Consider the following 12,599-nt stretch of genomic DNA (forward strand, 5'->3'; position numbering starts at 1 on the left):
TGGTCCCGGTGCGTGGTGCGGAGGTAGGTTTGGGAAGGTACGCCCCGGCGGTGTTTCGCCGGGGCGCGTAGGTGTCGGCCTAGCTCAAGGCTTGGAGGTGTTGATGAGGACGGAGACGGTGTCGCTTTGGCAATTGGCCGTGACCGCCTCGGGCTTGCCGTCACCGTTCAGGTCGCCGAACGCGAGGTTGCAGGGGAGATGGCCGGTATCGAAATCCTTCCTGGCGCCGAAGGTGCCATCGCCTTTGCTTTGCAGTACCGACAGGCTGCTGCTGCCGCTCAGGCTGGCGAGGTCGGGCTTGCCGTCACCGTTGAGGTCGGCCACCTTCAGGGAGCGTGGGCTCTTTACGGCATAGTTCCGATGGGATTGGAAAGTGCCGTCGCCTTTGCCGTACAGCACCAATAATTTCTTGCAGGTGGCAGCAAGGTCTGGATGGCCGTCGTTGTTCAGGTCCGCCACATTGATCTCCGGACCCTTACAGGCGGCATAGTCCTGGCGGGCCTTGAAGGTGCCGTCGCCGTTGCCCAGCAACACCGATAACCCAGTGGAACATTGGAGAACGAAGTCGGGATGGCCGTCGCCGTTGAGGTCGGACACCTTAATATCGAAGGGACCATCGCAAGCGGCGTAGTCCTGGCGGGCCTTGAGCGTGCCGTCGCCGTTGCCCAGCAGCACAGACAGCGTGGAAACGCTGACTCTATGCCTCGGATGATAATAGAGGGTGACCGCGATGTCGGGATGGCCGTCGCCGTTCAGGTCGGACACGGCTATCGAATTCGGATATTTGCCCACAGCATAGTCCTGATTGGCTTTGAAGGTGCCATCGCCGTTGCCCAGCAAGATCGACACCGAATTCTTGGCGAAGTAGGTGAAGTCCTGGTTCATGGTGATAAGGTCGGGTTTACCGTCACTGTTGATGTCGGATACCTTGAGCAAGGATATCCATCCATAATAATAGGGGGGGTTGACCATGGCGATGTCCTGGCGGGGTGTGAAGCTGCCATCGCCCTTGCCCAGCACCACCGACACGTCCTTGCCGTGGGAGGCGGCGAGGTCGAGATGGCCGTCACCGTTCAGGTCGGACATGGTGAGCGATCCGAGGGAGGTGCCGTAAGGGACCACGGCGTAGTCCCTTCTGGCCCGGAATGTGCCATTGCCCGTGCCCAGATGCACTGAAATGGTGCCGGAAAGACTGTTCGTGGTGGCGAGATCGGTATGAGCGTCGCCGTTCAGATCGGACAGGTGGACATCGGTGGGCCGGTGACCTACGGCATAAACATCTTTGGGGTGTAACTCCTTGAAGGAGCCATCGCCTTTGCCCTGCAGTATCGATACGCTGCCGTCATTGTCGTTAGCGATGGCGAGGTCGGGATGGCCGTCGGCGTTCAGGTCGGAAACCGTGAACGTTAATGAGACGTTGCTGCGCGCGGCGTAATCCTGGTGGGTCATGAAGGTGCCGTCGCCCTTGCCGAGCAGCACCGACACCGTGCTGGCGGTGGGGTTCGCGGTGACGAGGTCGGGATGGCCGTCGCCATTCAGGTCGGACGCCATCACCGATCCGACATTATTGGTACTCCATAAGCTGGGCGAAACGGCGTAGTACTGGGGGGCTAGGAAGGTACCGTCGCCGTTGCCGAGCATTACCAACACGGCGGGGCTTTTTCTGGTGCTCTCGCCTGGATTGAGCATGGTGGCGAGGTCGGGCTTGCCGTCGCCGTTCAGGTCGGCCAAGGTAATCGAGTGGGGGTTGGAGCCGTAATAGCCCGCAACGTAGTCCCGGTTGGCCTTGAAGGTGCCATCGCCGTTGCCCAGCAGCACCGATATCGTGCTGTAGAAGTCGCTCACGGTGGCGAGGTCGGTATAGCCGTCGCCATTCAGGTCGGACGCCGCCACTGAGTCCGGACCGAAGTCGATGCCGGCGCCGTATTGCTGGCGGGGTTGGAAGGTGCCGTCGCCCTTGCCCAGCAGCACCGACACGCTTCGGCTGTCCTCGTTCGCGATGACGAGGTCGGGCGTGCCGTCGCCGTTCAGGTCGGACGCCACGACTGTTGGGGAGAAACTGCCCACGGCGTAGTCTTGACGAGTCTTGAAGGTGCCGTCGCCGTTGCCCAGCAGTACCGACACGCTACTTTTGGAGATCCAGGAGAACTCCGCATCCATGGTGGCGAGATCGGTATGACCGTCGCCGTTCAGGTCGGACGCTGCGATCGAGGCAGGAGTATAGCCCAAGGCGTAGTACCGGGGTGTTTGGAAAGTGCCGTCGCCGTTGCCCAGCAGCACCGACACGCCGTTGTCGCTCGCTACAGCGAGGTCGGACTTGCCGTCGCCGTCCATGTCGGCGGAAATGGGCTGTCCGGCATATAAATTGCCAACCCTGGTAAGGCCGGTGATTTCCTTGAAAGCCAGTTCTGCCTGCGCCCAGCCCGTTCCCGCCAGCAATAGGCACAAGAACGCGCCGCTTCGGCTGCGGTTGAATAATTGTGATAATCGAATTGACATGGTGGCTCCTCCGTGGTGGGGCGTCTATTGAGAAAGGCTGAAACCTGCCAGATTGAAGCAATCTTAGGGCATTTTACCTCTTTTTTGTGAATTTACGCGCCAAGCGATACTACCCGGATGATGCGTGGCGGAATCCCGAAACGGGTGTAAAGCCCAGGTTCCGGGGCTCCACACGCTCCATCCGGTATCTACGGGACTATGTTTGTGGAAGGCTTCAAGCCCCGCGCTGGGCCAGCACATCCACCTGGTGGACGATCAGGCCGAGCCTGCGGCGGTCGATTTCCAGGCGGCGGTCGCGGTGCCAGCTATCGAGCGCGTGGGGGCCGATCCCGCCGGAGCGGTCCGCTTCGGCGCGGATGTGGGCAAGGACGGCGTCCAGGCAAAGATCGTCCTGGTCGCGGTAGGTCCGGCGTAGCGGGGTCAGGTTCCAATCGGAGGCCCCCTGGGCCAGGATGTCCAGGTGGCTTTCGAGCAGTGCCCCGTGTAGCCGCCCCCCCGGTTTCGCATCCTCGGCGGGTTGGTCCCGCATCCGCCGGGTCTCCATCGCGGCGTCGTAGGCCGCGAGGATGCGCTGTTCCAGGTCGGCGTCATGGTAGGCCGGGAACACGGTGGTGCCGGTGTCGTAGTTGAGGGCGGCGTAGAACACGCCCTGGGGCTTGAGCCAGGAGGCGATGCGATCGGCCATGGCCTGGGTCGGCAGCAGGTCCGTCACATGGTGGGCCACCACCACGTCGAATTGGCGGGTGGGTTCTTGGCGGTTGAAGTCCTCGGGACCGGCGGCCACGAACTCGATGCTGATCGAGCGTCCGCCGCGCCGGGCCTGGATATGGTCCGGTCCGGGCGTCGCCACCTCGAAATCCCGCGCCCTGAGCAGGACCGCGAGGCGCCGGAGCGCCAATTCCAGCAGGTCGCGGTCCGGGTCCACGGCGGTGATGGCGAGGTCGGCCTTGAGGTCGGCGTTGAGGAGCCGCCATAGCGACGCGCCCGCCCCCGCCCCGAGGTCGAGGCAGGACAGCCATTCCCGCCCGCGCAGGGCGTGCTGGAAGGCGGTGCGGACCTGGGGGTTGAGGCTGCGTTCGTCGAGGGCGGATTTGATATCGGGATAGTCACGGAATGAGATGCTCATATTGGGCGTCGGATATCTGAATGGGCGGTATCGTGCCGCGCGGTGTCCGGGGACTCCGCGCGACCCCATCGTTGTGCTTCCGTTAACTATGAATTGAACCGCGGGCGGTTTTCTTGTATGTTCCCGCGATTTACTTACATAAAAGAGGTTGTTATGCGTGTCGGCGATTTAATGCACACCAAGGTGTTCACCGTCGAGGAAGAAGCCTTGATCGAGCGGGTGTTTTTCCTGATGCACTACGAGAAGATCCGCCACGTCCCGGTCGTCAATAAAAAGAGCGAAGTCATCGGGATCGTCTCGGATCGCGACCTGTACAAGGCGCTCGGTCCCAAGAACAACTCGAACGTGATCGAGGAGAGCGGGGACAAGGCGGCGGCCCTGCATGTCGTCCCCCAGAAAGTGCGCCACATAATGCACCGCGCCGTGCTGACCATCAACCCGAACGAACAGATTTCCGACGCGGCGGCGATCATGGCGAAACACCGTATCGGTGCCCTGCCGGTGGTGAAGGACAACAAACTGGTGGGCATTATCACCACCACCGACCTGTTGCGCTATTTCAGCAAGGTCAAGCTGCCGGATGGCGGCCCCGCCGCCGGGCCGGACGAAGCCTGAGGGCTGGGCATGAAAAAACCCCGTGCGCTCCGTTGGGAGCGCACGGGGTTTTTTGTGGGCGGGTTCAGCCGCGATATTCGAACACCACCTGCAAGGCCCCGGCCAGCTTGTCGCCGACCACCTCGAACGCCTGCTGGCATTCGGACAGGGGGAAGCGGTGGGTGATGAGGCGCTCGGGCTGGATGCGGTCCAGCCAGTCGAAGGCCAGCTTGAGCCGCCGGTCCTTGCTCCAGCGCCCGCTGAGCGCCGGGTTGAGCGTGCCGACCTGGCTCGCCACCAGGCGGATGCGGCGGCGGTGGAAATGCCCGCCCAAATCCACCGGCCCGGCGTGGCGGCCATACCAGGAACCCACCACGATGCGGCCATCGAAGCCGGTCAGGGCGATGGCCTGGTTGAGCGCCTCGATATGGCCGGAGACCTCGATGGCGAGGTCCAGGCCGTTATGGTCGCCGTGGAACAGGCATTCTTCCAATACCGCCAGTTCGCGGCCCTTCGAGGGGTCGATGGCGAGCCCGGCCCCCAGTTCCTTGGAACGCTCGCGCCGCAGCGGCAGGGGGTCCGCCGTGATGAGTTCGGACAGCGGGAATTGGCCGAGGAGGGCCGTGGTCAGCAGTCCCACCACGCCCTGTCCGAACACCATGGCCCGTTCCCCGGCCAGGGGGCCGGCGTCCTGCACCAGGTTCAGGGCGGTTTCCAGGTTGGCGAGGAACAGGGCGCGTTCGGCGGGCATCCCTTCCGGCAGGCGCTGGCATTGGCGCTGGTCGATGGCGATGTAGTCCTGATGGGGATGGAAGGCGAACACCCGCTTGCCCAGCCAATCGCGGTCCTCGCCCGCGCCCACCTCCACCACCTCGCCGACCAGGGCGTAGCCGTATTTGAAGGGATAGCGGAATTCGCCGCCGGATTTGGACGGGGCGGTGTCCAGGCCCCAGCCTTCGGGCATCCCGCCGCGGAAGATCAGGGATTCGGTGCCGGGGCTGATGGCCGAGCAATGGGCCTTGATGAGCAATTCGCCGGGCTTGGGGGCGGGGACCTCGGTGTCGCGGACGCTCACCGAATGGCGGGCGGTATGGAACACCGCCTGGGCCGGGGCCGCTCCGGGGGAGCGGTTGTTTTTGCCATAGGGCGGGCGCGGGGCGCGGTAGGGATTGCGCGCCGACAGGGCGTGCGAGGGTTCGATGGGGTAAACCATGGTGTATTACCGGAATCCATTGAGGTTGAGGCGGATGGCTTGTTGTTTTACGTATTGCGCGGGCCGTCGGGACCGGACCCGTCGGGCGGCGGCGCTACCCGTAGCCCACGGGGCCGTGGGCGATGATATCCGAACCCAGGGTCTGGTATTGGCAGTCCGTGATGCCCAGGGCGGGCGCTTCCCCCGCCAGGCCGGGGCCGCCGATGGCCTGGGGACCGCCGCCGAGCCTGGGGGTGATGGCGATGACGGCATAGTCCACCAAGCGCTGCCGCAGGAAACGGCGGATGGTGGCGGCCCCGCCTTCCACCATCAGGGTATGGATGCCCCGCGCGCGGAGGGCGCGGAGGGCGAGCGGGAGGTCGATGCCACCCCCGGTATCGGTCCCGACCGCCACGACCTCGGCCCCGCGCTCCGCGAGCGAGGCCGCGCGGGCCGGGTCGGGCGTGGCGGCGGTGAGGATGAGGGGCGGGCGGCCGCCCTGGGCCAGCGCCTCCGGCGGCGTGCGGAGCTGGCTGTCGAGGATCACCGGCCTCGGATCGGTCCCCTGGTCCTGGCGGATGGCGGGCGGCGTGGCGCCGGCCGGGAGGGAATCGATATCTACCAGTAGCGCGTCGTGCTGGGCGCGGAGGTGGCGCGTCAGGGTCAGCGCCGGGCGGGAGGTCGGCGCGGCGGGGGTCCCGGCCTCCGCCGCGATGCCGCCGTCCAGGCTCTGGGCATAGGCCAGGGTCACGAAGGGGCCGGCTTCGTTGGCGGCGGCGCGGGCCAGGGAGAGTTGGTCCAGCAGGGGTTCGATGAAGGCGAGGTCGCGGTGTTCCGGGGTTTCTTCGCGGAAGGTGAGCAGATGGGCCATCTTCTCGGCCTTGGAGCGCAGATAGTCCAGGTTGTCCTGGTGGTGGCCGACCTCGATGGGGATGCGCGCCTCGACCTGGATGCCATGGGCGGTGAGTTCGTCCACCTTGTGCGGGTTGTTGGTGATGAGGCGGATCGATTGCGGCCCCAAATCCTGGAGGATGCGGGCGGCGATGCCGTAATCGCGTTCGTCGGGTTGGTGGCCGAGATGGATATTGGCTTCCACCGTGTCCATGCCGGCGTCCTGGAGGTTGTAGGCTTCCATCTTCTTGCGGAGGCCGATGCCGCGGCCTTCCTGGCGCAGATAGACCAGGATGCCGCAAGGCAGGCGTCCCAGGTATTGCAGAGTATGTTTGAGCTGGTCGCCGCAATCGCAGCGCCTGGAACCGAACACGTCCCCGGTCAGGCATTCCGAATGGACCCGCACGGGCACCAAAGCCTGCCCGCTCACTTCGCCCTTGACCAGGGCCAGGTGTTCCTTGCCGTGTTCGTTATAAAGATAAAGGTTGAATTCCCCGTAGCCGGTGGGAATTCGGGTTTTGACGAGGTTCTTGACCACGGATGTTCTGCGGCTCAAATGTTGCGGAATGGTGTCGGATTGAAAATAGCGGACAGTATAAACAGAAAACCGCCCGAAGCGGTTTGTGTGGATTAACCGATTCCATTCGGCGTTCCGGCCGGGCCGGGCTCCTGGTGGGGAATCAGGCCAATCCGGCGATCAAGTCCCGGATTTCGGTTTCCTGGCGCTCCACGCTTTCCGCCAAGCGGAATTGCGCCCGCGCCCGCTCCAGGTTCTGCCCCGGCGCATCGACCCGGAAATAAACATCCCCGTTCAAATGGTCGGTCAGGAACCGGAGCCCCAGTTCCAAGGGCAACAGCCGGATGGCGTGGTACAGGTAGGCGCGGTCGGCGGGACCGAGGAGGGCGCGGGCCTCGGCCCCGTAGCCCTTGAGGATGGCGCGGCAGAAATCCAGGTCGAAGCGGGCCGGCCCGCCGTGTTCGCATTCGCCCTGGCGGTTGCAGCAGGAGCGCAGGCAATCGCCCAGGTCGTAATGGATCAGGCCCGGCTTCACCGTGTCGAGGTCCACCAAGCCGACCGCGTGCCCGCCTGTCGGGTCGAACAGCACATTATCCAGCTTGGGGTCGCCGTGGACGATGCGCGGGACCAGTTCGCCGCGTCGTTTGGCCTGCTCCAGCACGCCCAGGCCATCGCGCCGCGCCGCCACGAAATCCAGGGCCGCCCGTAGCGCCGCCCCGTCCGCCGGGCGGGGCCGGGCGGCGATGGCGTCGAAGCGGGCCAGATATTGGGGCGCGATATGGAAGCCGGGCAGGGTATCGCGCATCGAAGCGGGATCGATGCCGCCCGCGAGGACGTGGAAGCGGCCCAAGGCCCGGCCCACGGCCTCGGCCTGGGCGGGGTGGTCCAACCGGGCCAGGGTGCGGGAATCCTCGATGTAATCCAGCGCCCGCCAGTATTCCCCGGTCCCGTCGCGGTGGAAATCCGCGCCGTCCAGTGTGGCGAGGATGCCGGGCAGGCGCAGGGCGGGGGCGGGAACGCGGGTCGCGGGACTACGGAGATGGTCGGTCAGGATGCGGAGGTTGGCCATGATCGCCACGGGGTCGGGGAACACCCTGGCGTTGATGCGTTGCAGGACGAAGCGGCGGGTGGCGGTCGTGACCAGGAAGGTGGCGTTGATGAGTCCCCGGCCCAGGGGTTCCACCGTGGCGATGGGTTCGGACGCGAACCGCGCGGCGGCTTGGAAGGGCGGGGAACCCAGGTCGGGTGGGGTGGCCGCGGGGCCGCAGGGGGAGGGGGTCATGGTTCGGGTTTGCCGGAGACGAGTCCGAGTTTTTCGCGGGTCTTGTGCTTTTGCCGTTCGCTCTTGCGTAGCAGCAGGTAGAGCGCCCCGGCCCCGCCGTGATAGCGCTGGGCGCTGTGGAAGGCCATGACTTCCGGGAACATCGGCAGCCAGCGGGCCAGGAAGCTCTTGAGGACCGGGCGTTGTTCCTTGTTGTTGCGGCCCTTGCCATGGCTGATGAGGGCCAGCCGCACATCGTGGCGCAGGCAATCCTGGATGAAGCGGTGGACTTCGTGGCGGGCCTGCTCCACGTTCAGGCCGTGCAGGTCGAGCATGGCCTCGATATCGTAGCCGCCGCGTTGCAAGCGCCGGAACACGCCGTTCTGGATGCCGCCGCGCTTGAAGCTGAGGATGGCCTCCGGATGCAGCGGCTCGACGAACACGGTGGGCAATTGGTTCTCGTCGAACAGCCCCGCTTCGCGCTGGGCCGCTTCGCGCCGGTAGTCCTGGCCGGGCGTGGGCGCGGCGCGGGGTTTGGACGGGGGGGCGGGGCGGGGGGTGGACAAAGGCTCGACATCGGCCATTTCCTGGCGGAACAGTTCAAAGTCCTCGGGGGGCATGGGCGGTTTGGGCATGGGCGCCGATGGGTTCGCGGGAAGATGTGGCCGAGAGGATAACAAAATTCGGCGGCACCGGGAGTGTGGTCCGCGCCGCCGGGCCGGTCGGGCGGGGCCGGTCCAAACGCTGCTGACCCGGCAGCAGGATATCAGCAAGCGCTGCCCCATCCCTATCGGGAGTGGGCCGGCGGCGGTGGAATTATTGATCGCAATCAATGGCTTGGCATTTGGCATGAATCCTGTTTTCACCAAGGCGGACTGCCGGGTCTTCCCCCGCCGGGATGGGCTTTCCGCAAGCCCTGGCCGGGCGCATGCGCCGACCCGGCCCGCGAACACACCACAACGAGGATTCCATGCACACTTCCTTCCCCCCACGCCTATCCGCGCTGGCCCTGGGCGTCGCGGCTTTGCTGTCCGGTGCCGAGGTCCGGGCCGACGCCGTGACCGACTGGAATGAATATGCCGTCCAGGCCACCAAGGGCTTCGACGGCACGACCGGCACCGGCGTCGCCCTCAATTCCAATCTTTCCACCCGCATCGAGGCGATCCAGGGTCGGGCGGTGTTCGACGCGGTGAATGCCATCGATCATTTCAGCCCCAAGTCCTATTACCACCCAGCCGGCCATACGGGTTCGGCGGCGGCGGCGGCGGCCCAGGCGGCCCATGACGTGCTGTTGGGCCAATTGCCCAATCCCACCGTGGCCGGTGTCGATGCCCGTTGGGCGCAGACCCGGTCTTGGCTGGATGCCAAGCTGGCCCAGTATTTGGCGCAATTGGGCGTGGCCGCGGGCGATCCCGGTATCCAGGCGGGCAAGGATGCCGCCGCCGCCGCCATCGCCGCCCGCAAGTACGACAATGCCGCCGCCGCCGCCACCTATGGCGCGGACTTGGTCCCGACCGCGAATCCCGGCCCAGGGCTATGGCGGCAGAGCAACGCCGGCGCGGTCTATAACGATCCCGAGACCGGCGCGCCCACCGGCTTCGACGCCAGCGGGACGGCGATCCAGGGGCGGCCCGGTATCGATCTCAATTGGCGCGACGTGACCCCCTTCAGCCTGACCACGGCGCAGAAGATCAAACTGGTCGCCGCCGTGCCCTTGTCGCCCGAAGTGGGCAGCCCCGAGTATGTCCAGGAATTGGATTATGTGAAGAACCACGGGCAGGATTCGGCGCATCCGGGCCTGCGTACCGGCGACCAGGCCGCCCAGGCGCTCTATTACAAGCAGGATGCCGAAATCTTCGTATTCGAGGCGGCGCGGATCGCCGCCACCGCGCGGCGCTATACCCTGGACCAGAACGCCAAGCTGTTCGCCTTGTTGGGCAACGCCGTGGCCGATGCCCGCTTCGCCGCCTTCGATTCCAAATACCAGCAGAAATTCTGGCGCCCGATCACCGCCCTGAACGCCGACGCCAGCGGTGCGGTGAACGATTACGGTGCTTGGCACCCGCTCGCGGCGACGCCCGCCCATCCTTCCAACACCGCCGGGCACAGCGCCACCGGGGCGGCGGGTTTCGAGGTGCTGCGGGCTTTCTTCGGGGACAAGGTGTTGCCGGGCAAGGCGGGTGCCGCCACCTTGACCACCCTGCCCTGGCTGGTCGGCACCAATAACGGCACCGGCAACACCCAATCCCGGACGGTGGCGACCTTCAGCCAGGCCCAATTGGAAAACGGCGCGAGCAGGTTGTACCTGGGCGTGCATTTCGGTTTCGACAACCTGCAAGGCCAGTTGCTGGGCTTGGCGGTGGCGGATGCCATCCTGCTGTCCGGCGATCCGGCGGCGGCCGGTTTGAGGGCGCGGGGCGGTTTCCCCGCTTCCCGTAGGAATTTGCAAGATACCTTGTTGGCCGCGCCGGAGGTCTATGGCTATTTCGGGGCCGCGACCCAGGTTCCTCCCACGCCCTAGCGTGGGGTCGGTATCGGGTCGGGTCGATCCACGCGGTTGTCTACGCTGTGGCGCTTGGCGGTGGTTCCTGGGAGCGCGGGACCACCGCCTTTTTTATGCCCGCGGCGGGCGGGCCGGGGTACCGCGCCGGGCGGTTTTCCCAAGGCTCCACAGCAAGGCCGGGCCGAACAGCCAGAATGTCGCCGGTTCCGGTACCGCGACCGGATCGGGCAGGCTGCCCGCGAACAGGAAATTATGGAACTCGATGTTGCCGTTGAAGGATTCGGCCAGCAGTTGCCCGTACATTTGCCCGTAACCGCCGGACACGCTGGCCCAGGGAGCCAGGATGGAGCCGTTCGGGTTCTTGCTGCCGGCCAGGTTCAGCGAGCGGGAATCGAAGAAGTTGTAGATGACGTGGGTCGGGTCGATGCCGTGCAGGGTGACTTGGCCGTTCTGGAAAGTCTGCCCGGTGCCGCCGACGTTGATGAGGACGGTGGAACCGGCGGGGGCGTAGATATCGACGGAGTTGGTATTGGTGATGGCGCCGCCGTCGAGGTCGAACACGTTCAACACGGTGTTGCTGCCGGTGAGGGTGAGCGAGCCGTAATTGTTGGCCGCGCTGCCGTTGGCCGTGAGCGAATCCCAATAGGTGGACAGGGTTTGGTATTGGGTGCGGGCGGCGGCGAAATCGACCAGGGTTTGCGAGAACACGCCGCCGGTGGCGGTGAAACTGCTGAGCGAGGCATGGGCGGCGTAGATCGCGCCGTTCTGGCCGTTGCCGACGCCGCCGTTGCTGGCGGTCAGGTTCCCGGCCACCAAGCGGGCCGGGTTGGGGGAGGCGCTGGGATTGCCGTTGATGTGTGAGGCCACCGAATAATTGCTGACGTTGACGGCACCGCCCGCCGCCAGATTGCCCTCGGTATCGGAGTTGGCGCTGGTGAAATCGCCGAACAAGAAGGCGTTGTAGCCGGAGGCGGGACCGGCGAGGGCGGCGGCCTGGGCGGCCGGGAAGCCCGCGCCCAGCCAGAGGAGGGGCAGGACGATGGCGGGTGTGATACGCATAGGGGACTCCTGGGTTTTTCCTGGGGAACGATGCTTGTTATATCTATATGAATCCGATGGCGTTTTAGGTCCATCGCAGAGGGGATGGTAGACAATTTCCCGTCCGATAGCCAAGGCGATCGCGACAGGCGGTGTTGGAGGCCTAGTCCTCCGGTCCGTGGACGGTAGCCACGGGGCATGGCGTGGATTGCGCCTGGCTAACCCGCCCTGGCACAGGTCCAAACCTCCACCTTTTCCACCCCCGCCCGCCGTAAGGTCCGCGCCAATTCGGTCGCGGTGGTGCCGGTGGTCAGCACATCGTCGATCACCGCCACATGCCGGTAGGCGAGGTCCGGTGCGGCCCGGAACGCCTCGCGGAGGTTCAGCCGCCGTTGCTTGGCCGAACCGAGCGAGGACTGCGCGGCGGTGTCGCGCACCCGGCGGCAGGCGTCCGGCGCGAGCGGAATTTCCAAGCGGGCCGAGACGAAGCGGGCGATTTCCAGCGCCTGGTTGAAACCGCGCTTCCGCAAGCGCCGGGGATGCAAGGGCACGGGAATCAAGGCTTCGGGCGGATCGGCCCGGCCCGCGAGGCTGTCCGCCAGCAAAGTCCCGAGCAAGCGGGCGCAGGCTTGCCGCCGGGCGAATTTCAGCCCCTTGACCAGGAAGCCGACCTCGTTATGGCTGTCGTAAAGCAAGGGCGCATGGGCGGCGCTGTAGACTGGCGGGCGGATTTGGCAGCGCCCGCACAGGCGCGGCGCGTCCGCGGCCACAAGCGAGGCGCAACGCGGGCAGGCCACGGCGATGCGCGGCAGGTCGGCGGCGCAGGCCGGGCACAGGTCCAAGCCCGCCCCGCCCGGATCGCCGCATAACAGGCAAGTGGGTGGATACAGCCATTCTTGTATAATACGCGGCCACCTGTCCGCGCCGACCCCCTGGCCGAGTTGACGGACCCGCGCCCAAGCCGCCCGAACGATCATT

General features: G+C 65.7%; 10 protein-coding genes. 2 read left to right on the forward strand and 8 right to left on the reverse strand.

The window, feature by feature from the left end:
• Positions 1 to 84 precede the first annotated feature (84 nt).
• Together K5658_RS02310 and K5658_RS02315 are read right to left on the reverse strand one after the other, a co-directional pair.
• Entirely contained in the window at positions 85 to 2,499 is a 2,415-nt protein-coding gene (locus tag K5658_RS02310) for an FG-GAP repeat domain-containing protein (protein WP_221065382.1), read from the reverse strand.
• Between the two features lie 214 nt (positions 2,500 to 2,713).
• Positions 2,714 to 3,625 (reverse strand): class I SAM-dependent methyltransferase, encoded by a 912-nt coding sequence (locus K5658_RS02315; RefSeq protein WP_221065383.1) that lies wholly within the window; start codon positions 3,623 to 3,625, stop codon positions 2,714 to 2,716.
• Between the two features lie 153 nt (positions 3,626 to 3,778).
• Here K5658_RS02315 and K5658_RS02320 point away from each other — a divergent pair, with 153 nt between their 5' ends.
• The gene (locus K5658_RS02320) at positions 3,779 to 4,240 is read left to right on the forward strand and encodes a CBS domain-containing protein (protein WP_221065384.1); all 462 of its coding nucleotides are present in this window, start codon (positions 3,779 to 3,781) and stop codon (positions 4,238 to 4,240) included.
• Positions 4,241 to 4,304: 64 nt separating this feature from the next.
• On the opposite strand, the gene K5658_RS02325 is transcribed toward K5658_RS02320, so the two are convergent.
• From K5658_RS02325 to smrA, 4 genes are all read right to left on the reverse strand, one after another.
• Positions 4,305 to 5,432 (reverse strand): zinc-binding dehydrogenase, encoded by a 1,128-nt coding sequence (locus K5658_RS02325; RefSeq protein WP_221065385.1) that lies wholly within the window; start codon positions 5,430 to 5,432, stop codon positions 4,305 to 4,307.
• 94 nt (positions 5,433 to 5,526) lie between these two features.
• Positions 5,527 to 6,858 carry a GTP cyclohydrolase II gene (ribA, locus tag K5658_RS24070; protein ID WP_221065386.1) on the reverse strand — a complete coding sequence of 444 codons (1,332 nt, stop codon included), beginning with the start codon at positions 6,856 to 6,858 and terminating at the stop codon, positions 5,527 to 5,529.
• A 124-nt stretch (positions 6,859 to 6,982) separates the two neighbouring features.
• Positions 6,983 to 8,101 (reverse strand): phosphotransferase enzyme family protein, encoded by a 1,119-nt coding sequence (locus tag K5658_RS02335; protein ID WP_221065387.1) that lies wholly within the window; start codon positions 8,099 to 8,101, stop codon positions 6,983 to 6,985.
• Positions 8,098 to 8,715 (reverse strand): DNA endonuclease SmrA, encoded by a 618-nt coding sequence (smrA, locus tag K5658_RS02340; RefSeq protein WP_246628548.1) that lies wholly within the window; start codon positions 8,713 to 8,715, stop codon positions 8,098 to 8,100. Before smrA ends, K5658_RS02335 begins: the two co-directional genes overlap by 4 nt.
• Positions 8,716 to 9,050: 335 nt before the next feature.
• Here smrA and K5658_RS02345 point away from each other — a divergent pair, with 335 nt between their 5' ends.
• Positions 9,051 to 10,601, forward strand: a complete 1,551-nt coding sequence (locus tag K5658_RS02345) for a vanadium-dependent haloperoxidase (RefSeq protein WP_221065388.1) — start codon at positions 9,051 to 9,053, stop codon at positions 10,599 to 10,601.
• 93 nt (positions 10,602 to 10,694) lie between these two features.
• Here the strand turns inward: K5658_RS02345 and K5658_RS02350 are convergent, their stop codons facing one another.
• Positions 10,695 to 11,642, reverse strand: a complete 948-nt coding sequence (locus tag K5658_RS02350; RefSeq protein WP_221065389.1) for a choice-of-anchor A family protein — start codon at positions 11,640 to 11,642, stop codon at positions 10,695 to 10,697.
• 197 nt (positions 11,643 to 11,839) lie between these two features.
• Entirely contained in the window at positions 11,840 to 12,598 is a 759-nt protein-coding gene (locus tag K5658_RS02355; protein ID WP_221065390.1) for a ComF family protein, read from the reverse strand.
• Position 12,599: the final 1 nt, after the last annotated feature.

Source organism: Methylomagnum ishizawai, assembly GCF_019670005.1.
GTDB lineage: Bacteria > Pseudomonadota > Gammaproteobacteria > Methylococcales > Methylococcaceae > Methylomagnum > Methylomagnum ishizawai.

What these genes read in the sequence shown, in the direction of transcription:
- K5658_RS02310 (WP_221065382.1), bottom strand. Translation starts at nt 2,499, where the DNA reads ATGTCAATTCGATTATCACAATTATTCAACCGCAGCCGAAGCGGCGCG.
- K5658_RS02315 (WP_221065383.1), bottom strand. Translation starts at nt 3,625, where the DNA reads ATGAGCATCTCATTCCGTGACTATCCCGATATCAAATCCGCCCTCGAC.
- K5658_RS02320 (WP_221065384.1), top strand. Translation starts at nt 3,779, where the DNA reads ATGCGTGTCGGCGATTTAATGCACACCAAGGTGTTCACCGTCGAGGAA.
- K5658_RS02325 (WP_221065385.1), bottom strand. Translation starts at nt 5,432, where the DNA reads ATGGTTTACCCCATCGAACCCTCGCACGCCCTGTCGGCGCGCAATCCC.
- K5658_RS02335 (WP_221065387.1), bottom strand. Translation starts at nt 8,101, where the DNA reads ATGACCCCCTCCCCCTGCGGCCCCGCGGCCACCCCACCCGACCTGGGT.
- smrA (WP_246628548.1), bottom strand. Translation starts at nt 8,715, where the DNA reads ATGCCCAAACCGCCCATGCCCCCCGAGGACTTTGAACTGTTCCGCCAG.
- K5658_RS02345 (WP_221065388.1), top strand. Translation starts at nt 9,051, where the DNA reads ATGCACACTTCCTTCCCCCCACGCCTATCCGCGCTGGCCCTGGGCGTC.
- K5658_RS02350 (WP_221065389.1), bottom strand. Translation starts at nt 11,642, where the DNA reads ATGCGTATCACACCCGCCATCGTCCTGCCCCTCCTCTGGCTGGGCGCG.
- K5658_RS02355 (WP_221065390.1), bottom strand. Translation starts at nt 12,598, where the DNA reads ATGATCGTTCGGGCGGCTTGGGCGCGGGTCCGTCAACTCGGCCAGGGG.